20 protein-coding genes are annotated in these 18,359 nt (G+C 58.7%); 11 read left to right on the top strand and 9 right to left on the bottom strand.

Features of this window, described 5'->3' with window-relative positions:
* Positions 1 to 2: 2 nt before the first annotated feature.
* A complete protein-coding gene (gene ubiE, locus AC2GXZ_RS10240) occupies positions 3 to 779 on the bottom strand; it encodes a bifunctional demethylmenaquinone methyltransferase/2-methoxy-6-polyprenyl-1,4-benzoquinol methylase UbiE (RefSeq protein WP_483759039.1) in 777 nt (258 codons plus the stop codon).
* A gap of 153 nt (positions 780 to 932) precedes the next feature.
* On the opposite strand from ubiE, the gene mutM reads away from it, so the two are divergent.
* From mutM to AC2GXZ_RS10205, 7 genes are all read left to right on the top strand, one after another.
* Entirely contained in the window at positions 933 to 1,811 is an 879-nt protein-coding gene (mutM, locus tag AC2GXZ_RS10235; protein ID WP_483759038.1) for a bifunctional DNA-formamidopyrimidine glycosylase/DNA-(apurinic or apyrimidinic site) lyase, read from the top strand.
* Between the two features lie 11 nt (positions 1,812 to 1,822).
* On the top strand, positions 1,823 to 2,596 hold the full coding sequence (locus AC2GXZ_RS10230) for an enoyl-CoA hydratase (RefSeq protein WP_483759037.1): 774 nt from the start codon (positions 1,823 to 1,825) through the stop codon (positions 2,594 to 2,596).
* A gap of 167 nt (positions 2,597 to 2,763) precedes the next feature.
* Positions 2,764 to 3,030 carry a 30S ribosomal protein S20 gene (gene rpsT / locus AC2GXZ_RS10225; RefSeq protein WP_483759036.1) on the top strand — a complete coding sequence of 89 codons (267 nt, stop codon included), beginning with the start codon at positions 2,764 to 2,766 and terminating at the stop codon, positions 3,028 to 3,030.
* Positions 3,031 to 3,846: 816 nt separating this feature from the next.
* The gene (gene dnaA, locus AC2GXZ_RS10220) at positions 3,847 to 5,415 is read left to right on the top strand and encodes a chromosomal replication initiator protein DnaA (RefSeq protein WP_483759035.1); all 1,569 of its coding nucleotides are present in this window, start codon (positions 3,847 to 3,849) and stop codon (positions 5,413 to 5,415) included.
* A 164-nt stretch (positions 5,416 to 5,579) separates the two neighbouring features.
* Entirely contained in the window at positions 5,580 to 6,197 is a 618-nt protein-coding gene (locus tag AC2GXZ_RS10215) for a LysE family translocator (protein WP_483759034.1), read from the top strand.
* 9 nt (positions 6,198 to 6,206) lie between these two features.
* On the top strand, positions 6,207 to 6,803 hold the full coding sequence (locus AC2GXZ_RS10210; RefSeq protein WP_483759033.1) for a class I SAM-dependent methyltransferase: 597 nt from the start codon (positions 6,207 to 6,209) through the stop codon (positions 6,801 to 6,803).
* A 171-nt stretch (positions 6,804 to 6,974) separates the two neighbouring features.
* Positions 6,975 to 7,211 carry a hypothetical protein gene (locus AC2GXZ_RS10205; protein WP_483759032.1) on the top strand — a complete coding sequence of 79 codons (237 nt, stop codon included), beginning with the start codon at positions 6,975 to 6,977 and terminating at the stop codon, positions 7,209 to 7,211.
* A gap of 50 nt (positions 7,212 to 7,261) precedes the next feature.
* Here AC2GXZ_RS10205 and grpE read toward each other — a convergent pair whose 3' ends face one another.
* Positions 7,262 to 7,876 (bottom strand): nucleotide exchange factor GrpE, encoded by a 615-nt coding sequence (grpE, locus tag AC2GXZ_RS10200; protein ID WP_483759031.1) that lies wholly within the window; start codon positions 7,874 to 7,876, stop codon positions 7,262 to 7,264.
* 215 nt (positions 7,877 to 8,091) lie between these two features.
* A complete protein-coding gene (gene hrcA, locus AC2GXZ_RS10195) occupies positions 8,092 to 9,180 on the bottom strand; it encodes a heat-inducible transcriptional repressor HrcA (protein WP_483759030.1) in 1,089 nt (362 codons plus the stop codon).
* Positions 9,181 to 9,356: 176 nt separating this feature from the next.
* Here hrcA and rph point away from each other — a divergent pair, with 176 nt between their 5' ends.
* The 3 genes from rph (at position 9,357) to hemW (ending at position 12,101) form a co-directional block, all read left to right on the top strand.
* Positions 9,357 to 10,073 carry a ribonuclease PH gene (gene rph, locus AC2GXZ_RS10190; RefSeq protein ID WP_483759029.1) on the top strand — a complete coding sequence of 239 codons (717 nt, stop codon included), beginning with the start codon at positions 9,357 to 9,359 and terminating at the stop codon, positions 10,071 to 10,073.
* Between the two features lie 183 nt (positions 10,074 to 10,256).
* Entirely contained in the window at positions 10,257 to 10,901 is a 645-nt protein-coding gene (gene rdgB / locus AC2GXZ_RS10185; protein ID WP_483759402.1) for an RdgB/HAM1 family non-canonical purine NTP pyrophosphatase, read from the top strand.
* A gap of 6 nt (positions 10,902 to 10,907) precedes the next feature.
* Positions 10,908 to 12,101 (top strand): radical SAM family heme chaperone HemW, encoded by a 1,194-nt coding sequence (gene hemW / locus AC2GXZ_RS10180; RefSeq protein WP_483759028.1) that lies wholly within the window; start codon positions 10,908 to 10,910, stop codon positions 12,099 to 12,101.
* A 30-nt stretch (positions 12,102 to 12,131) separates the two neighbouring features.
* Here hemW and ptsN read toward each other — a convergent pair whose 3' ends face one another.
* The 6 genes from ptsN to AC2GXZ_RS10150 form a co-directional block, all read right to left on the bottom strand.
* The gene (gene ptsN / locus AC2GXZ_RS10175; RefSeq protein ID WP_483759027.1) at positions 12,132 to 12,596 is read right to left on the bottom strand and encodes a PTS IIA-like nitrogen regulatory protein PtsN; all 465 of its coding nucleotides are present in this window, start codon (positions 12,594 to 12,596) and stop codon (positions 12,132 to 12,134) included.
* Between the two features lie 63 nt (positions 12,597 to 12,659).
* Complete coding sequence (gene hpf / locus AC2GXZ_RS10170; RefSeq protein WP_483759401.1) at positions 12,660 to 13,235, bottom strand: ribosome hibernation-promoting factor, HPF/YfiA family; 576 nt, start codon at positions 13,233 to 13,235, stop codon at positions 12,660 to 12,662.
* A 210-nt stretch (positions 13,236 to 13,445) separates the two neighbouring features.
* Positions 13,446 to 14,984 (bottom strand): RNA polymerase factor sigma-54, encoded by a 1,539-nt coding sequence (rpoN, locus tag AC2GXZ_RS10165; protein ID WP_483759026.1) that lies wholly within the window; start codon positions 14,982 to 14,984, stop codon positions 13,446 to 13,448.
* A gap of 129 nt (positions 14,985 to 15,113) precedes the next feature.
* The gene (lptB, locus tag AC2GXZ_RS10160; protein WP_483759025.1) at positions 15,114 to 16,034 is read right to left on the bottom strand and encodes an LPS export ABC transporter ATP-binding protein; all 921 of its coding nucleotides are present in this window, start codon (positions 16,032 to 16,034) and stop codon (positions 15,114 to 15,116) included.
* Positions 15,932 to 16,498, bottom strand: coding sequence for an LptA/OstA family protein (locus tag AC2GXZ_RS10155; RefSeq protein WP_483759400.1), 567 nt, complete (start codon positions 16,496 to 16,498; stop codon positions 15,932 to 15,934). The genes lptB and AC2GXZ_RS10155 overlap by 103 nt, the downstream gene beginning before the upstream one ends.
* Before the next feature lie 14 nt (positions 16,499 to 16,512).
* Positions 16,513 to 17,184 carry an LPS export ABC transporter periplasmic protein LptC gene (locus AC2GXZ_RS10150; RefSeq protein ID WP_483759024.1) on the bottom strand — a complete coding sequence of 224 codons (672 nt, stop codon included), beginning with the start codon at positions 17,182 to 17,184 and terminating at the stop codon, positions 16,513 to 16,515.
* Between the two features lie 197 nt (positions 17,185 to 17,381).
* Here AC2GXZ_RS10150 and sppA point away from each other — a divergent pair, with 197 nt between their 5' ends.
* Positions 17,382 to 18,338 (top strand): signal peptide peptidase SppA, encoded by a 957-nt coding sequence (gene sppA / locus AC2GXZ_RS10145; protein ID WP_483759023.1) that lies wholly within the window; start codon positions 17,382 to 17,384, stop codon positions 18,336 to 18,338.
* Positions 18,339 to 18,359: the final 21 nt, after the last annotated feature.

The raw sequence follows: 18,359 nt of genomic DNA, 5'->3' as shown, positions 1-18,359 counted from the left end.
GTTCAGAGTTTCCAGCCGGAATGCAGCGCGGCGATACCGCCGGTGTAATTCGTATAGGTCACGCGCGAAAAACCGGCAGTGCGGATCATCGCGGCGAAATTTTCCTGGTTGGGGAATTTGCGGATCGATTCCACCAGATACTGGTAGGGTTCGGCCTCGCCGGTGATCATCTTGCCGAATTGCGGGATCGCCTTGAACGACCATTCCTCATAGAACTTGTCGAGCAGCGGCATGTCGACTTCGGAAAATTCCAGCACCAGCAGACGGCCGCCGCGCTTCAGCACCCGATAGGCTTCCGACAGCGCCACATCGATACGCGGCACGTTGCGGATGCCGAAGGCAACCGTGTAAGCGTCGAAGGAATTGTCTTCGAAGGGCAGAGATTCCGCATTCGCCTCGACGAAATCGAGATTGTCGGAAAGCTTCTTCTTTACCGCGCGCTCGGCGCCGACGGCCAGCATCGAACCGTTGATATCGAGTACGGTCGTATGCGCGCGGCGGCCGGACGCTTCGACGATGCGAAACGCGATGTCGCCGGTGCCGCCGGCAACGTCCAGCGTCTTGTAGCCCTCTTCCTTGCGTGGCGAGAGCGCCGCGATCATTGCATCCTTCCAGACCCGGTGCATGCCGGCCGACATCACGTCATTCATGATATCGTAGCGCTTGGCGACCTTGTGGAAGACGTCGTTGACCAGACCCTGTTTTTCTCCGTCTGCCACCTGGCGGAAGCCATAGGAGGTTTCCATTCCGCCCTGGGCGCCGGTTCGGGCTTCGGTCATCGACTGCTCCTTGATGTCTTGTCTTAAGCCGCTCGACCGTAGCGAAAAGGATTGCCGATCGCTATCTGATGGATGGCTCTATGGATGAATTGTAATCTTAAGTCCGGTCTATAGATCACCGGCGCCGTCGTTGAAACAGGAAGTTAGGTATTCATGCCCGAATTGCCAGAGGTCGAAACGGTCAGACGCGGGCTCGCCCCGGTGATGGAAGGCGCAATCGTCACCGGGCTCAAGCTCAATCGCCCCGATCTGCGGTTTCCGCTGCCGGATGCCTTTGCTGAAAAAGTGGTGGGCCGGAAGATTGTTTCGCTTGGGCGGCGGGCCAAATATCTGCTGATCGACCTGGAAGACGATCTGACGCTGATCAGCCATCTCGGCATGTCGGGATCGTTCCGCATCGAGGAGGAGGTTCAGGGCGAGTTTCACCACGCTCGTTCGAAGGATGCAAAACACGACCATGTCGTCATCCATCTTGAGGGTGCGGCCGGTGCGCGCAAGGTCATCTATAATGATCCGCGCCGTTTCGGCTTCATGCATCTGTGGAAGCGCAGTGGCCTCGATCTTTATCCGGCCTTTGCCGAACTGGGGCCGGAGCCGACCGGCAACGCTCTCGATGCCGATTATCTAGCCGCTCGTTTACGGGGCAAGAGCCAGCCACTGAAGGGTGCACTGCTTGACCAGAGCGTCATCGCCGGTCTTGGCAACATCTATGTCTGCGAGGCTTTATGGCGTTCGCATCTGTCGCCCAAGCGTCAGTCGGGCTCGCTCGTCACTCCCGGCGGAAAGCCGAAAAAGGAGCTGCTGCACCTGACGGACGCAATCCGCGCCGTTATCGCCGACGCCATCGCCGCAGGTGGGTCGTCATTGCGCGATCACATCCAGACGGACGGATCGCTCGGTTACTTCCAGCATTCCTTCGCCGTCTACGATCGGGAAGGCGGAGCTTGCCGCATGCCCGGATGCGCCGGTACGGTCGCCCGCATCACCCAGTCCGGCCGGTCTACATTTTATTGCGCCACCTGCCAGAAGTAACGAGGAAACCCGTGACCTACGAAACGATATTGACGCAAACCCGTGACGCTGTCGCGATCGTCACGCTGAACCGTCCCAAAGCCCTCAATGCCTTGAATTCCACCATGATGGCCGAGCTGACGGCGGCACTTGCCGCCTATGACAAGGATGACGGTGTGGCTGCCGTCGTGCTGACGGGTTCGGACAAGGCGTTCGCCGCCGGTGCCGACATCAAGGAAATGCAGTCGCTTGATTTCGTTGACGCCTATGTCGGCGACTTCATCTCGGGATGGGATGCGATCTCTCGTTTTCGCAAGCCTTTGATCGCCGCGGTGTCGGGTTTTGCGCTTGGCGGCGGCTGCGAGCTGGCCATGATGTGCGACTTCATCATCGCCTCTGATACGGCAAGGTTTGGTCAGCCGGAAATTACCCTGGGTATCATTCCGGGGATTGGTGGCTCGCAACGTCTGGCGCGCGCTGTCGGCAAGGCCAAGGCGATGGACATGCTATTGACCGGCCGGATGATGGATGCAGCCGAAGCGGAGCGCGCAGGGTTGGTCTCGCGTGTGGTCGATGCGGGCAAGCAGCTGGACGAGGCGCTGGCTGCTGCAGAGAAGATCGCAGGTTTTTCCCGCGCATCCGTTCTGATGGCCAAGGAGGCCGTCAACAGGTCATTCGAAGCAACGCTGGCGGAAGGCCTGCGTTTCGAGCGGCGGCTGTTCCAGTCACTTTTTGCCACCGCCGATCAGAAGGAAGGCATGGCCGCCTTCGTTGAAAAGCGCAAACCTGCCTTTTCCAACCGCTAGCAGCCTAAAAAGCGCGTTGACTGGGCCGGCTATTCCCGCTATATGCCCGCCCACAGTTGGGAAAGCCTCTTCATGGCTTCCTCCGTTGCTCCCGAATTGCTGGATAATGGGTCGCAGGACCGGCGGCAACCGTGGAGTGTTGGTTCGAATTCGTAGAGAGGCATGAAATGGCCAATACAACTTCGGCTAAAAAGGCGACCCGCAAGATCGCTAGCCGTACCGCAGTCAACAAGGCTCGCCGTTCGCGTGTCCGTGGCTTCATCCGCAAGGTTGAAGAAGCTATCGCAACGGGCGATGTCGCCGTTGCTGCAGCAGCACTCAAGGCTGCCCAGCCGGAGATCGCTCGCGCCGCTACCAAGGGCGTCCTTCACAGCAACACGGCATCCCGCAAGGTGTCCCGTCTTGCTGCTCGTGTGAAGGCTCTCGCAGCTTAATCCGGCTAACTATTTTAGTCTTTTATGAAAGCCTGGTCTCGCGACCGGGCTTTCTGTGATTCTGCCAGAATTATCGGTCATTGTCCGGCTCAATAACAAATTAGTGTCAAGGTCGTGACAGAAAAAACTCATATTAATTAGAGGCTTATGGGAGGTAGTTGAACTTCCGTGAGGGGCTGACCCCTCCCTCTTCGGGGTGGATTTGAGTCAAGCGATTTTTTATTTTTCCTGTGAATCATGACGGCTGGAGATAGCCAAATTTGAATCCCATTGATTCAACAGCGATTCTTTCTGACGCCCCCTGCGACATTTGAAACACGCGGCAAGAGTCAACGGCTGGCCATTAATTTTGGGTAAAAAACGCTGTTGATCTTGCCAGGTGATCCTGCCTAAATGGCTTCAGCAAGGGGCTCGGGGACAACTTCAGGAGCTTTCGTTTACTGCCTCGTCGAGAGGTGGCAGCGGTAGTTTCGTGTTCCTTGCTGCGGGATGGATATGCCCGTTTCCCATAAACCTTCGGTTGCACACCGAAAAGCTACCCGCTTTTCGGAGGCAGTCGTTTTGTGCCCGCGGATCGCCTCGGTGGTCGTCGGGGATCGAATGTATATTGGCGCGTCATGTCGAGGATGAGGCGCCTCGGAAGACCCATGCCAGCTGACCGTTGCGAGGTGGTCGGACGGCGAACTTCGTTCTGGCGGATGAAGTGGGACCAGGGAGGGTTATGGCCTTTCTCCGACAGGGGAAGGGCTTCCGTGGAATTCAAGATTATGTCTGGCGAAAGGAATTCGCCAGGCTCCATTCAAAAGGCGGCAACTAATGCAGATGAATACCGTATCGGCTCGTGCACTTGGTAAAGGGGACCATGCGCGACAGGGGTTCGATTCAGTTTGCCCGCAAGCGGCAGGGGAAACAGCGGAAATGCAGCATGATGCTCTTTTCGAGCGGTTCAGCATACGTTTGAAGGCACAGGTCGGTCAGGATGTCTATGCGAGCTGGTTTGCCCGGCTTAAGCTCCATTCCGTATCGAAGAGTGTGGTCAGGCTGACTGTTCCGACGACTTTTCTGAAGTCCTGGATCAACAACCGGTATCTCGACCTCATCACCACGATCTTCCAGGCGGAAGACAAGGAAATCCTCAAAGTGGAAATCCTCGTGCGCACCGCAAGCCGCGTTACCAGGATTGCAGGTGTCGAGGACGAGCGGCCTCGGGCCATCGAGAGTGGTGCTGCTGCCAATGTCGCGCGCAGCTCCCAGCCTCGCGAAATCGGCAAGATCGCCGCGTTTCCGACGCCGGCTGCAGCGCCCGTCATGCGCAACCCACAGTCCGGACCGTTGTTTGGTTCGCCGCTCGACAGCCGCTACACGTTTGAAACCTTCATCGAAGGCTCGTCCAACCGCGTGGCACTTGCCGCTGCAAAGACGATCGCCGAGGCGGGTGCCGGAGCGGTTCGTTTCAATCCGCTTTTCATTCATTCCAATGTCGGTCTCGGCAAGACGCATCTTCTTCAGGCGATCGCCAACGCGGCCGTCGGCAGTGCCCGCAATCCGCGGGTCGTCTATCTGACCGCCGAATATTTCATGTGGCGCTTTGCCACCGCCATCCGCGACAACGATGCCCTGACACTCAAGGACTCGCTGCGTCACATTGATCTGCTGATCATCGACGACATGCAGTTCCTGCAGGGCAAGATGATCCAGAACGAGTTCTGCCATCTTCTCAACATGCTGCTCGACAGTGCCAAGCAGGTCGTCGTTGCGGCTGACCGTGCGCCCTGGGAATTGGAATCGCTTGATCCGCGTGTTCGTTCACGCCTTCAGGGCGGTGTTGCCATCGAGCTCGAGGCACCCGAATACGACATGCGCCTGGAAATGCTGAAGGGTCGCCTTCAAAGCGCCAAGCAGGATGACCCGTCGCTCGACATTCCGGCCGAAATTCTGTCGCATGTGGCGCGCAATGTGGCCAGCAGCGGCCGTGAACTGGAAGGTGCGTTCAACCAGCTTCTGTTCCGTCGTTCGTTCGAACCGTCGCTCTCGATCGAGCGCGTCGACGAACTTCTTGCGCATCTTGTCGGTGCCGGTGAAGCTCGTCGTGTCCGTATCGAAGATATCCAGCGCGTCGTTGCCCGTCATTACAACGTATCGCGCCAGGAACTGGTTTCGAACCGCCGTACCCGCGTGATTGTCAAGCCGCGCCAGATTGCTATGTATCTGGCAAAGACCATGACCCCGCGTTCGTTCCCGGAAATCGGCCGCCGTTTTGGTGGTCGCGATCACACCACCGTGCTGCATGCGGTGCGCAAGATCGAGGAATTGATTGGTGCAGACACGAAGCTCGGCCATGAGGTCGAACTCCTGAAGCGCCTGATCAACGAAAACAACGCCTGATCACTTTGCTTGATTGAAGCCGTTTCGATGGATCGCCCCACAAGGGCGGTCCATTTTTCGTTGCGGGCCGAACGGTTCTTGAATCTCGCGTTATTGCTTGACGGGCCATAGCCCGAAGGCGCATGCGTTTCTGCTAGGGATTGTTTTAGCAGCGAGGCGCGTTGGTGTTTCTTCTGTCCGTCGCCATGATCTGGGCCGTTGCCTGTGTGACGCCAGGTCCCAACACGCTTCTTGTAATCCGCTATTGCCTGACCGCACCTCGCCGGGCGGCGGTCTTTGCCGCTCTTGGCACCATCACTGGAACCCTGTGCTGGGGTATAGCCGGCTGGCTCGGCATCAACGTGCTTTTCCAGGCCGCTCCATTCGCCTATCTCGCATTGAAGATTGCCGGAGGTCTCTATCTCTTATGGCTGGGTATCCGCGTCTTTCTCGACGTTCGAAGGGCAAGGGCGACGCCTGATCTTTTCCCCGGTAAGATCGATATCCCGTTGAGGACGGCCTATCGCATGGGTCTGGCAACAAATCTTGCCAATCCCAAATCGGCTCTTTTCGTCGCCTCGCTTTTTGCCGCCACCATGCCTGCAGGAACGCCGTTTCACTACGGGCTGGCGGCAATTGCCGTCATGGTCACCGTTTCAAGCCTCTATTATATTTGCCTGGTCTCGCTCATTACCCATCCGAGGGTCGCGGCAGGTTATCTGAAGGCAAAACGCAAAATCGATCTGGGTGTCGCCACGGTTTTTGTCGGTTTCGGCACGAAACTGCTTCTGTCTCAGCGTTGAGTGAACGCCATGTCGGCCCATGACGACGGCACGGTCCGCTTCTACGCCGAAAATGCGTCCGTTTATGCCGATTACCGATCCGAACCCTCCACCCGCCATATCGACGCCTTCCTGTCCAGATTGGTACCTGGGGCTGAAATTCTGGAACTCGGCTGTGGCAACGGCCGAGACAGCGCCTTGATGATTAAGCGCGGCTTTCGTGTAACGCCGACCGATGGCATTGAGCAGATGGCAAAAGAGGCAGAGCGCCGTCTCGGCATCGAGGTGCAGGTCCTGCGGTTCGGCGACATCGAAAACGTCGGGGCGTTTGATGGGATATGGGCGAATGCCTGCCTTCTCCATGTGCCACGGCCGGAGCTTGCCGGAATTCTCGCGCGCATTCATCGTGCATTGCGGCCGGGCGGTCTCTTCTACGCGACTTACAAGAGTGGTGGTGTCGAAGGGGCGGATGGTCTCGGCCGCTATTACAACAATCCGGAACGCCGCTGGCTTGAGGCGACCTATGGCCGGCTGCCCTGGTCGTCAATCGAGGTCTCCGAAAATGCCGGCGGAGGTTATGACGGCCAGCCGACCGGGTGGTTGCACGTTACCGCCGCAAGAGCTTAACGCTTAGTCTTTTGCGCGCCCTGTTTGTTCTGCGCTGGCAAAGTACAATCCAAGCGTTAGGCGCCGCCATTTAAATGATCGTCAACAGAAATTCTTTCGATGGAACATCCGACAACCCCTTTGCTTTGGACAAAGGCGCCACATCTCTTATCGAATGTCTGGAGGACGATCATGAATGACGAAGCGCGTGCCCGGATCGCAGCGAACGACAAACTTCTGAAAGCAGTCATCACTCTGCTGGCGATCAAGGACCCCGGCTTGCTCGACGAACTCGATATAATATTCGCCCTTGCTGCCGATGAGGGCAGTGCACTGGCGGATACCGACCGTCTCACCCGTCGACACCTGCAACAGGAACTTGCGCTGATCCGCTCTCTGGCGAGCTCGGCTCTCGAAACGGCCCATTGAGGAAGCGCTGAGCCACGCTTCCTCTGAAGGCTGCAGCCGTATTGGCTACCTTATGCTGCCGGTTCGGTCTTCGGTCCGCCTTTGGCAACGCCCACCATGGCGGGGCGCAGCACACGGTCACCAATGGTGAAGCCTGCCTGCACGACCTGGATGACCGTGTTGTTCGGAACGGCCGGGTTCGGAACTTCGAACATCGCCTGGTGGAAGTTAGGATCGAACTTTTCACCTTCGGCATCGATCTTCTTGACGCCGTGGCGTTCAAGCGTCGAAAGCATCGCGCGTTCCGTCATCTCGACGCCTTCAAGCAGCGTCGTCAGCGTCGCATCGGCCGCCGCGCGCTGATCGGCCGGCACGGCATCCAGCGCACGGCGCAGGTTGTCGGACACGGCCAGCATGTCGCGGGCAAAGCCGGAAACGGCATAAGCCTTGGCGTCCTTCACGTCGCGATCGGTGCGGCGGCGCAGATTGTCCATGTCGGCGGCAAGCCGCAGGAAGCGATCGCGCAGGTCGCCGTTTTCCGCTCTCAGCACGTCGATCGGATCGGGCTCCGACGCCGGGATCTCTGCAGCATCCTGATCGGCTGCGTCATCAAGTGCGTCCACCATGGCTTCCGCATTTTCGGCGAAAGCTGCGTCAGGTCCGGTCTTCTTGGTTTCGTCGGTCATGACGTTCTCCGATTACTGGGCGCGTCGACCCGAAGGCCCGGATTGGCATTCGGAAAGGGCGACGCGCAGGTCTATGAGGCTACAGCATCATTTGTGCGCCATATTTGGCCAACGATGCTGCAGTGTCTTGAATTTTGCGCTGGATATCGAGGTTTGCGGCGGAAAAATCAAGGCTTCTGCGCCTATTGCCTTCCACTTACCCCATTCAGCTCTACTTACACCACCCCTCGCGACAGGCGGGCGATGAGTTGGGCCGTATAGTCGACCATCGGCACCACCCGGGAGTAATTGAGCCGCGTTGGGCCGATCACCCCGACTGCGCCGACGATGCGATCCTCGCCGTCGCGGTAGGGTGCCACGATGAGCGACGAGCCGGAGAGTGAAAACAGCTTGTTTTCAGACCCGATGAAGATCCGCACGCCAGAGCCTGCCTCGGCTAGTTCGAGGATCTCGATCAGGCTGTCCTTTTTCTCAAGGTCGTCGAACAGCAGCCGAAGCCGATCGAGATCGGAGGTCTCGGCCAGCCCTTCCAGCAGATTGGCGCGTCCCCGGACAATCAGCTGTGTGGGTTTGCCTTCCTCGCTGTCGCCCGACCATACCGCCAGTCCGCGCTCGATCAGGTCCTGCGCCAGCGCATCGACTTCCGTCTGGACCTGCGCTTTCAGCCGCTTCAGCTGGCCGCGGAATTCCGGCAATGTCTGGCCCGCAAGATGAGCATTGAGGAAGTTGGCCGCTTCGATCAACTGTGATGAGGTGACACCCGCCGGCAGTTCGATAATGCGGTTTTCGATCTGGTTGTGGTCGCCGACAAGCACGGCCAGCGCCTTGGTCGGCTCCAGCCGGATGAACTCCACATGCTTGAGCACAGGATCGCTTTTGGTGGTGATGACGATCCCTGCACCGCGTGACACACCGGACAACATCAGGCTGGCATCCGCCATCAGGTTTTCCAGCGTCTGGTCGCGTTCCACCGGCCTGATCTGCCGGTCGATGCTGGCTCTTTCCTCGTCCGAAAGGCTACCCGTCTGCATGAAGGCATCGACGAAGAAACGCAGCCCGCTCTGCGTGGGCAGGCGGCCGGCGCTGATATGTGGCGAATAGATCAGTCCAAGCTGTTCCAGATCGCTCATCACGTTGCGCACCGAGGCTGGCGAAAGCGACATCGGCAGCAGGCGGGAGAGATTGCGTGATCCCAGTGGCTCGCCCGTTTCCAGGTAACCCTCCACGATCCGGCGAAAGATTTCACGCGAGCGATCGTCAAGCATCGAACCGGCATCCATGCCCATAGTCGCCGAAAACTCCATCTTTTCACGTCACCTCGATTTGGTCGTCTTCGAAATATAGTCGGTGAATGCGGCGCCTCAAAAGAGAAATCGCCAAACCGGCGCCGATTGTCACTGCTCATCGCCAGGTCGGCTTTTTCTTTGCAAATGGCGCCCGACGACCTTAGAAGGCAGGGATTGTATATAGGGAGTGATGCATGCGGCCTTCAGGCAGACCAGTAAACCAGATGCGCAAGGTTTCCTTTGAGCGCAATTTCTCCAAGCACGCCGAGGGCTCCTGTCTGGTGAAGTTCGGCGATACGCATGTGCTGTGCACGGCAAGCCTTGAGGAAAAGACGCCGCCGTGGCTGCGTAACACCGGCAAGGGCTGGGTAACGGCGGAATACGGCATGCTGCCGCGCGCCACCGGCGATCGCATGAAGCGCGAGGCCGCAACCGGCAAGCAGGGCGGTCGCACGCAGGAAATCCAGCGATTGATCGGCCGCTCGCTGCGCGCCGTCGTCGATCTCGAAGCGCTTGGCGAAAAGCAGATCACCATTGACTGCGACGTCATCCAGGCCGATGGCGGCACCCGCACGGCCTCCGTCACCGGCGGCTGGATCGCACTGCACGATTGCCTCAAATGGATGGAAACGCGCTCGATGATCAAGCTCGACAAGGTCCTGAAGGACCATGTCGCTGCCATCTCCTGCGGCATCTTTGCCAATCAGCCGGTAATCGACCTGGACTATCTTGAGGATTCAGCGGCCGAAACGGACGCCAATTTCGTCATGACCGGCTCCGGTGGGATCGTCGAGATCCAGGGCACTGCCGAAGGCAAGCCGTTCAGCCAGGATGAACTGCTCCAGCTTCTTGCATTGGCGCAGGCCGGTACCCAGGAACTGGTCACGCTGCAAAAGCAGGCTATCGGCTGAAGAACCCGGAAGCGGCGGCCGTTTATTCGGCCGCTTACCTCCTTCCCTAATGTGGGGAGGAGGATATCCCCCGTCGTCTTGCGGAGAACGCGGTGTATCACGGGGTAAATCTGCTCGCCCGGTTACGGCGAAGGGGCTAGGATGAGGGCAACCGCCGTCATCATCACGTTTAAACGGAACACCATGCGCAAGCTCGATACCAAGACCATCGTCGTTGCCAGTCACAATGCCGGCAAGATCCAGGAGATCGCCGAGCTGATCGGCCCTTTCGGCTTTTCGGCCAAGTCGGCGGCGGAGCTTAAATTCGCCGAGCCGGACGAGACGGGTACGACATTCGAGGAAAATGCGGCGATCAAGGCACATGCCTCCGCCAAGGCATCTGGCCTGCCGGCTCTATCGGACGACAGCGGCATCGTCATCGATGCGCTGGGTGGTGCGCCAGGCGTCTACACCGCCAACTGGGCGGAACGCGAGGATGGCAGCCGCGATTTCCAGATGGCCATGGCAAAGGTGGAGAACGCGCTGAAGGAAAAGGGCGCCGTCACGCCTGACAAGCGCACCTGCCGTTTCGTCAGCGTGCTGTGCCTTGCCTGGCCGGATGGCCATACCGAAATTTTCCGCGGCGAGGTTGAAGGAACGATCGCGTGGCCGCCGCGTGGCACTGCCGGCTTCGGTTACGACCCTATCTTTCAGCCGCAAGGTTACGAGACGACCTTCGGCGAGATGACGAGCGAGGAAAAGCACGGCTGGAAACCGGGTGATGCCGAGGCGCTTTCCCACCGCGCCCGCGCCTTCAAGATTTTCGTCGAGACCTGCCTGGAGGCCTGATTTTCCGTGAACGCCGTTTTTCCTCTCGCTCACGATACGCTGCTGCCCGATACGGGCGAGCCGGGCTTCGGCGTTTACGTTCATTGGCCGTTCTGCGCTGCCAAATGTCCTTATTGTGACTTCAACAGCCACGTCCGCCACCAGCCGGTCGATCAGGCCCGTTTCACTGCCGCTTTCCTGAAAGAGATGGAAACGATGCGGAAGATGAGTGGCCCGAAGGTCGTCACCAGTATCTTCCTGGGCGGTGGCACCCCGTCGCTGATGGCCCCTTCGACCGTGGAGGCGATCCTGAATGGTATCGCACGCCACTGGAGCGTGCCCGACGGCATCGAGATCACCATGGAGGCCAACCCTTCGAGCGTCGAGGCGGAGCGTTTCCGCGGCTATAGGGCGGCTGGCGTCAACCGCGTGTCGATGGGTGTCCAGGCGCTCAATGATGCCGACCTTAAATTCCTCGGTCGCCTGCACAACGTCGAGGATGCGTTGAAGGCGATCCGGCTGGCGCGGGAAATATTTCCGCGTATATCCTTCGATCTCATCTATGCCCGGCCGAAGCAGACGGTGGAGGCCTGGGAGGCGGAGCTGAAGGAAGCGATCTCCTATGCTGTCGACCACCTGTCGCTCTACCAGTTGACAATCGAGGAAGGCACGCCCTTCTACGGCCTGCACAAGGCAGGCAAGCTGATCGTGCCGGATGACGACAAGTCGGCAGCACTCTACGAGGCGACCCAGGAGATTACCGCCCGTCACGGCATGCCGGCCTACGAGGTTTCAAACCACGCCAGGCCCGGTGCCGAAAGCCGGCACAACCTCACCTATTGGCGTTATGGCGAATATGCCGGTATCGGCCCGGGTGCCCATGGGCGGCTCAGCCGCGGCCGCAACAAGATTGCCACCGCCACCGAACGCCGGCCGGAGACCTGGCTGGAACAGGTGGAAGCGCAAGGCCACGGCATGATCGATCAGGAAATCCTCGGTTATGAGGAACAGGCGGACGAACTGCTGCTGATGGGTCTGCGTCTGAAGGAGGGTGTCGATCTCGCCCGCTGGCAGGAGCTCTCCGGCCGCGACCCTGATCCGGTGCGCGAAGAACGCCTGCTCGAATATGGCTTCATCGAACGGCTGGGCAATTCCAGGCTGCGCTGCACGCCGAGCGGCATGCTGATCCTCGACGCGGTCGTTGCCGACCTCGCCTGCTGATCACTCATTTCTTGAGGAAAAAAGCCGCGCTCAGGCGGCGTTATTGGCGCGCTCTTCGTTGAGGAAGGCGTAGAGGGCGGATGCGGAATCGGTCTGGCGCAGCTTGGCGACAAGTTCCTGGTCGCGCAACACGCGGGCAATACGCGACAATGCCTTGAGATGGTCTGCTCCTGCACCTTCAGGAGCAAGCAGAAGGAAGACGAGGTCGACCGGCTCATCGTCCAGCGCTTCGAAATCGACGGGGCTTTCCAGCCGCGCGAAAATGCCGTTGATCGACGAAATGCCGCTCAGCTTGCCATGCGGGATGGCGATGCCATGTCCAACCCCCGTCGATCCCAGCCGTTCACGCTGAAGGATGACGTCGAAGATTTCCCGCTCGGAAACACCCGTCAGTTTGGCTGCCCTGGCGGCCAATTCCTGCAGAAGCTGTTTCTTGGAGGAGACTTTCAAGGCAGGGATAATCGCATCTGGATGCAGCAGATCTGCCAATGCCATTCTTTTAATCCTTTGTGCCGCAATGGCGTGGGAAGCGCCGTTGCCGACGCCTCCCGAGTTTCTTTAGTTCTTGATGTTGGTGGAGTCGATCCAGCCAATATTGCCGTCGTGGCGCCTGTAAACGATGTTAAGCTTCTCGTCACCCACGCTGCGGAAAAGAAGCACAGGTTCGTCGGTCATATCGAGGGCCATCACCGCGGTCGCAACCGACATGGTCCGCAACTGCTTGGTGGTTTCGGCAACGATCGTCGGAGCGAAATCGTCCGGCACATCGTCATCCTCGTCGGGTATGCGGTCCATGACCGTATAAGCCACTTCGGCAAAACCGTTGGTCTGGTTGCCGGCGTGGTGATCCTTCAGGCGGCGCTTGTAGCGGCGCAAACGTTTCTCGATCCGCACGGCGGCAGCATCGAAGCTGCCCTGCGGATCATTGGCCTCACCGGCCGCGTGGAACACAATTCCGGTATCGAGATGCACCTTGCAATCTGCCGAAAACCGCGGCCCGGACTTCTCGACGATGACTTGGCTTGAATAGCCGCCATCGAAGTATTTGGTTATCGCCTCCCCGATATGGTCCTCGATTCTTTGGCGGAAAGAATCTCCGATTTCCATATGTTTACCGGATACACGAACACTCATGGAGTTATTCCTTCTTGTCGTGACTTGCATGTTCCAGTCTACGCCAAGCCGCTGGCGCATCCAAGCCGTTCGCGCCGATTGCTGCAAATTAGCGCGTCTGCCTCGGTTATCCAGTCGGCGTAACAGGTCCCGTCCAGCCGCGGCGGGGCTTCTAGCCTTGGATGGATGGGATGTCAACGGCACTACCTGTGGATGTGTGTCTTGGGGTGGTCACACGGCTGCGGCGCGTGCCACGGCCCGCTTTTCCCGGCGGCGCTGCACCGACGAGGGAATGTTCATGGCTTCCCGGTACTTGGCGACCGTGCGTCTGGCCAGGTCGACGCCGGCATGCTTGAGGCTGGTCACGATATCGTCATCGGAAAGAACCGCCTCCGGGGCTTCCTGGGTAATCAGCATCCGGATCTTGTGGCGCACGGCCTCTGCCGAATGGCTGTCACCACCTTCGTCCGCCGATCCGATCGATACGGTGAAGAAATATTTGAGTTCGAACATGCCGCGCGGCGTCAGCATGTATTTGTTCGAGGTGACGCGGCTGACCGTCGACTCGTGCATCTTGATCGCTTCGGCGACAGTCTTGAGGTTCAGCGGACGCAGATGATCGACACCGTGCATCAGGAAGGCATCTTGCTGCCGGACAATCTCGGTTGCCACCTTCATGATGGTCTTGGCGCGCTGGTCGAGGCTGCGTGTCAGCCAGTTGCCGTTCTGCAGGCAATCCGACAGGAAGACGTAATCCTCGCTGCTCTTCGGGCAGCCTTTCGAGACCTGCTGGAAATAGGACTGGTTGACGAGCACGCGTGGCAGTGTGTCGGGATTGAGTTCGACGGCCCAGCCGCCGCTGTTTGCGGGGCGTACCACGATATCGGGAGAGATGACGTCGGCGACCTGGCCGGCAAAATCGGCGCCTGGCTTCGGATTGAGCTGCCGGATTTCTGCCAGCATGTCGAGAAGGTCTTCGTCATCCACGCCGCACAACTTGCGCAGGCTGGCGAAATCCCGTTTGGCCAGAAGTTCCAGATGATTGACCAGTGCCTCCATGGCGGGGTCAAGTCGATCCTTGTATTTCAGCTGGATAGCCAGGCATTCCCCAAGAGTGCGGGCGAAAATGCCGGCCGGATCGAGTGTCTGCAGGCGTTCGAGAACGCCTTCGACATGCCCGACATCGGTTCCGAGCCTTGCGGCAACCTCGCCTGTTTCTGCCTGCAGATATCCGGCATCATCGAGCTCGTCCGTAAGCTGCTGGGCAATCAGCCGATCCTGCGGATCTTTCAGCAGAAGCGGTATCTGTTGGTTGATATGCTCGCGCAGACCGACCGCACCCGCGATGAAATCATCGAAATTATAGTCTTCGCCGGCTTCACCTCCCGGCATGGACTTCCATTGGCCAAGAAGTTCGGGCGCATCTGCGCGTCGCTCCGGCATGTCGTCTGGAAATACATTCTCGGTGCCGCCATCGAGCCCGTCTCCGAAGGTCTCGGTAATGACGATCCCCGGATCGTCCTGCCAGCTGCTTGCGCTGGAATCGCCTTCGGATATGTCATGCTCCGGCGCGACGTCATGGCCTAATTCTGCGCCACTCTCGCCATCCGCTGGCGCAATTTCGAGCAATGGATTCTTTTCCAGCTCTTGGGCGATGAATTGGTTCAGTTCGAAATGCGTCATTTGCAGCAGCTGGATGGACTGCATCAGCTGCGGTGTCATCACAAGTGATTGGGTCTGTCGCAGGAAAAGGCTGGCGGTTAAACCCATGGTGGACGCTAAACTCCCAAAAACCCCTGGCTAAGCAATCATCGCTCAGCCGCCATCAGCGCATCTGGCACAAGAATTGCTTTTTTATGAGATTTGGTCAAGCGGCGCGCAGGTTATTTCGCGGCGATTTCAGAGGCTGAACTTATCGCCAAGATACAGCCGCCGCACATCCTGGTTGTTCACGATGTCCGACGCCCGCCCATGCGTCAGCACCTCGCCGGCATGGATGATATACGCACGATCGATGAGGCCAAGCGTCTCGCGTACGTTGTGGTCGGTTATCAGTACCCCAATACCACGCGCGGTCAAGTGGCGAACAAGGTTCTGGATGTCGGAAACCGAAATCGGGTCGACGCCCGCAAAAGGTTCGTCAAGCAGCATGAATGACGGGTCCGTCGCCAGAGCGCGGGCAATTTCCAGACGACGTCGCTCACCGCCGGAAAGCGCGACGGCCGCCGATTTGCGCAGCTGACTGATGTGGAATTCCTCGAGCAGCTCGTCGAGCTTCGCCTCGCGCTTGTCGCGGTTCGGCTCGTGAACTTCCAGCACGGCGCGAATATTGTCCTCGACCGAAAGGCCACGGAAGATCGACGCTTCCTGGGGGAGGTAGCCGACCCCGAGCCGCGCCCGACGATACATCGGCATGCGGGTCACTTCGTTGCCGTTGATCGCGATCATACCCTCGTCGACGGGGACGAGACCGGTGATCATGTAAAAACAGGTGGTCTTGCCGGCGCCGTTCGGACCGAGAAGCCCGACAGCTTCGCCGCGACGCACGACCAGCGACACGCCGTTCACCACGCGTCTTGTGTCATAGGTCTTGGAAAGGCCATGCGCCACCAGTGTGCCTTCATAGCGCGTCTTGTCGCGCGCCGTGAACGGTTCTGGCGAGGCGGGCGTCCTTGCCTGCAAACGGGAGAGAAGGGGGAGTTTCACGTGTCTGGTGTCTATTGCTTGGGGCGCGATTTCGGATCGAGCATGATTTCGACCCGTCCGCCGCAGCTGTCGAGCTTGGCTTCGCCGCTTGCCATCTGAACCGTCAACTTGCATCCCCTGAAGACATTCGGTCCGTCGGAAAGCACGACCTGCTTGCCGGTCAGGACAAACGTCTGGCTCGCCATGTCGAACTGGCCATTATCGGCAGTCGCCTGCTGGGTGCCCGAGTTCAGGTACACGGTATCGTCCAGAAAGATCTTGTCGATATCGGCGTTGCCGCTGGAGATCGAGGCAGCGCTGCCGTCTCCGCCTGCCTTTTCCTTGTAGAGTACGGTCATTTTGCCGGCCTTCAGCGTCGTCGTTCCCTGAACGACGTTCACGTTGCCGGTGAAATATGCCTTCTTTTCCTGATCCTTGATTTCGAGCTGGTCGCTCTGGATCTGGATTGGTTGATCACCGGAGAGTTTCAGGCCGTCCATCTTGCTCGTTGTCGCTTGAGCATAAGCGGACGTGCCGAAACAGCAGAGAAGGGCCACCGCGGTCGCGGCAGAAATGCGTGGGGAAAAGCGACTAAGCATCATGGCGCCGGGCTCTACTTGCCTTTGTTGCGGATGGCGGTCGGATCGAGATGGACCCGAACCTTGCCGGTGAACGTGAGGGTATGCCCCTTATCGGTGATCTTCATGGAATCTGCAACAATGGACCCTTCGGTCATCGAGATATTCACCGCATCGGACGTATTCATGGTTCCGCCGGGAATGTCGAGATGCGCCGAGATAAAATGCGCGGTAATGCCATTGCTGAGGTTGACGTCGAAAGGTGCCGTCAGGTCGAGCACATCGGCACCGCGATCGAAATCGGCGCTTTTCGCCGTCACCCGCGCAACGATATCGTCATTGATCGGCACCGCCGCCTTGACGTCCTGCAGCGTGATCAGATTGGGGTTCTGGATGTCCTGAAGCGCTTTCGTCGCCAGCATCGAATAGCTGATCCCGTCGCTGTTGCGGCCCGATATCGCCGGCCGCTCCATGACGATCTTGCCGTCTTCTATCTTTGCGCTTTCGATCGAAAGGTTTTCCGGCAGGTAGGTGCGTATGACCGCGACCCCGACGAAAAGAAGCGAGATCACTCCGGCAGCAATCGGCAACAGGACCTTGAGCCTGCCGACACGCGAGGAATGGGCAAGCGCCGCATCATAGGGGCTGGCCGGCGTCGGAGTGGAGGCGCCAAGCGTATTGCCCGTATTTTGGATATGCTGCAGCATGATGTCCCGTTTGTTCCTTTCCGGCAATCGGATAGCTCCGGCTTTTAGGAGCCGTTGCACGATCGTCGACCGCCAATATGGTTTTTATCCATCAACAAACAATAACGAAGAACATAAAAACGTGATAGGAGCGGCTTCAACAGGTGATGCGGAGCCAGTTTGTGGTTTCCGGGATACTAAGCGGACAAGGGACTTTTATGGACCACATGGCAATTGCAGATCGGCGTCAATTGCGCCGCAAGCTCAGTTTCTGGCGCATCGCAGCCCTTCTTTTTCTGGTTGCCATCGGGTTCGTTTCCTATCTGCTGGTCGCCGGTGATCGCTCCGGATCGGCCGCGCCGCATATCGCAAGGGTCCGGATTTCGGGCATGATCACCGATGACCGTGAACTGCTCGACCGCCTTCAGCGGATTGCCGACAGTAGCCAAGCCAAGGCGCTGATCGTGTCCATCTCGTCCCCCGGCGGCACGACCTATGGCGGCGAGCGCCTCTTTCAGGCGATCCGCAAGGTAGCCGAAAAGAAACCCGTGGTCTCCGATGTCCGTACCCTGGCGGCATCCGCCGGCTACATGATCGCCACAGCCGGTGATACGATCGTGGCCGGCGAGAGCTCGATCACGGGCTCGATAGGCGTCATCTTCCAGTACCCGCAGATTGATGAGGTAATGAAGAAGATCGGCGTTTCGCTGGAGGAGATCAAGTCGTCGCCGTTGAAAGCCGAACCGTCGCCCTTCCATCCGGCGAGCGAGGAAGCCAAGACCATGATCCGCAACATGATCATGGATAGCTATGGCTGGTTTGTCGATCTGGTGGCGGAGCGCCGGAAGCTTTCGCGAGACGAGGTCTTGAAGCTTGCCGACGGCACGATTTTCACTGGCCGGCAGGCTTTAAGCGTCAAGTTGATCGACAAGCTCGGTGGCGATGACGATATCCTCGATTATCTTGAGAGCCGCGACGTTTCGCGCGATCTGCCGATCGTCGAATGGAAGGACAGCGAAGCCTCGTCTTCCTATTGGTTCGCCCATGCGCTTGTGGGCCTTTTCCGCTATGCCGGCATCACGATACCTATTACGCCGGATGCACTCGACGGATGGGATCCCAGCAAGTTGTTCCTTGACGGTCTTGTCTCGGTTTGGCAGGTTGGCAAAGGTTGAAAATCTAATTCTTTCAGGGGG

Source organism: Aliirhizobium sp. YIM B11859, from assembly GCF_057163345.1.
Note: the sequence above shows the minus strand (reverse complement) of the source record. Positions and strands in the feature narration are given on the sequence as shown.